We start from the raw sequence: 1,776 nt of genomic DNA, 5'->3' as shown, positions 1-1,776 counted from the left end.
GCACGGACGGCCGGACATCTTCAACACCGATCAGGGCAGCCAGTTCACCAGCCCACGCTTCACCAGGCTCTTGACCGCGGCCGGCATTCGGGTGTCGATGGACGGGCGCGGCCGGTGGATGGACAACGTCTTCATCGAACGGCTGTGGCGATCGATGAAATACGAGTGCGTCTACCTCCACGCCTTCGAAACGGGCAGCGAGGCCAGGGCCGGGATCGGCCGCTGGATCGATTACTACAACGCCGCCCGCCCGCACTCGGCGCTCGGCGGCAGAACCCCGGACAAGGCCTACCAGGGCACATCGGACCGGATCAGATTGGCGGCATGACACGAACCTGAACCAAGCTTATTCCAACCGCAAATCTGTCCGGGAAACGGGGACCAGCTCACCCGCCTGCTCCATGGTGAGCGCTTGTGCATCACCAATGCTGCCAACAGTCGCATTGGCATCACATCACGGTTTGAGACAAAGATCCGAGAGCCATTCCAAGCGGGGCTGCACCCTGGACTTCGGTCGACTTGGGGGGTGGCGGGGCGGGCGTGTATCCAGAAGCCTTGGCTCGTCGGCAACGCGGTCTTTTTCAAATTCACAGTGGCCACGGCATCGACATTGTCGTCCCATGTCGGGGTGGATGATATTGTGTCGCATCAAAATGCAATAAAGTTATTATCATTATATTTTTTGAGAAAGCCACCGTATTTTTTCTGGAAACTTGGATGAGGCGCCCCATATTATTTTCAATCCTTTCAGAAGCGCCAAGAAATTGTCGGCGGACCCGCCGGAACAGGCCCGTCCGTCCGAAATCCGATGGCCCCGTGAGGCCCCATGGCCGCGATGCCTGTCCACTGAACCCCGCTGATCAAACGCCGTGGAGAAGTCCCACCATGCCGCGCCGAATCTTCGAAGCGATGTCCGCCACGGATGCGGTGGTCCTGCCCCCCTCGGCCACGGTCCACGCCGCGGCGGTGGCGATGAAGGAGCGGCGGCAGTGCGTGGTGCTCGCCATGACCGCCGGCCGGTTGGACGGCATCCTCACGGAACAGGACGTGGTTCGCCGCGTCGTCGCCGAGCGGCGGGACCCGGACCGTGTCACCGTGGCCGAAGTCATGACCCGGCATCCGGACACGATCCCCGCTACGGATCTCGCGCTCACAGGGCTGCAGATGATGGAGGACGGGGGTTACCGGCACCTGCCGGTCATCCATGACGGGCGCGTCGTCGGGCTGATTTCGCGCGTCGATTTCGTGGGATCGGAGAAGACCGAACTGGAAACCGAGCGCCAGTGCTGGGAACAGCTCCGGTGATCCCCAACCGGACCACCGTCACATACGGCCCCCAACGGCACCGGCATGGCAAGAACAGGCAAGGCAAGACCGGACGGACGCGCAGCCACACCGGCGAAGCGGAAGGGATGAAGCATGGGACACGCGCACTATCTCGTCGCGCAACGCGGAACCGGCTGGTTCATCCTTCTGGAGAAGAAACGGTACGGTCCCTTCCTGAGCGGGCGGAACGGCGCTCTGACCGCCGCTGTGCAGGCCGCGCATCAAGCCGGCAAGGACGGTCACGACGCCCGCGTGTCGTTGCGCGCCGTGGACGGCATCGCGCGGACCGTCTGGTGCTTCGGGGTTGACGGCTATCCCCCATGCTGGGTGGAGCCGTTGCGGATCGTGGCGCCGAAACCGCGTCCCAAGCGGCCGCGCCCGGCGGCGCTAGCCCGGATAATTCACCGAAGCTGAAGCTGGGGGTGGCGGGCGCGAGGTTAAGCCGCTGAG

Annotated in this window: 3 protein-coding genes; all 3 read left to right on the top strand. The window is 63.6% G+C overall.

What is annotated here, in order from left to right:
- Window positions 1–328: integrase core domain-containing protein (locus tag JJL56_RS32685; RefSeq protein ID WP_200487928.1), on the top strand; the 328-nt coding region annotated here is incomplete at its 5' end.
- Between the two features lie 557 nt (window positions 329–885).
- Window positions 886–1,305: a CBS domain-containing protein gene (locus JJL56_RS32680; protein ID WP_200487927.1), complete on the top strand. Its 420-nt coding sequence runs from the start codon at window positions 886–888 to the stop codon at window positions 1,303–1,305.
- Window positions 1,306–1,419: 114 nt separating this feature from the next.
- Complete coding sequence (locus tag JJL56_RS32675; protein WP_200487926.1) at window positions 1,420–1,740, top strand: hypothetical protein; 321 nt, start codon at window positions 1,420–1,422, stop codon at window positions 1,738–1,740.
- The last annotated feature ends 36 nt before the right edge of the window (window positions 1,741–1,776 follow it).

It is taken from the genome of Azospirillum aestuarii (assembly GCF_016632405.1).
GTDB classification, from domain to species: domain Bacteria; phylum Pseudomonadota; class Alphaproteobacteria; order Azospirillales; family Azospirillaceae; genus Azospirillum; species Azospirillum aestuarii.
This window is presented reverse-complemented; position numbering and strand designations above follow the sequence as displayed.

Bases quoted from the DNA above. Each gene is read 5' to 3' on its own strand.
- JJL56_RS32680 (WP_200487927.1), top strand. From the start codon at position 886: ATGCCGCGCCGAATCTTCGAAGCGATGTCCGCCACGGATGCGGTGGTC.
- JJL56_RS32675 (WP_200487926.1), top strand. From the start codon at position 1,420: ATGGGACACGCGCACTATCTCGTCGCGCAACGCGGAACCGGCTGGTTC.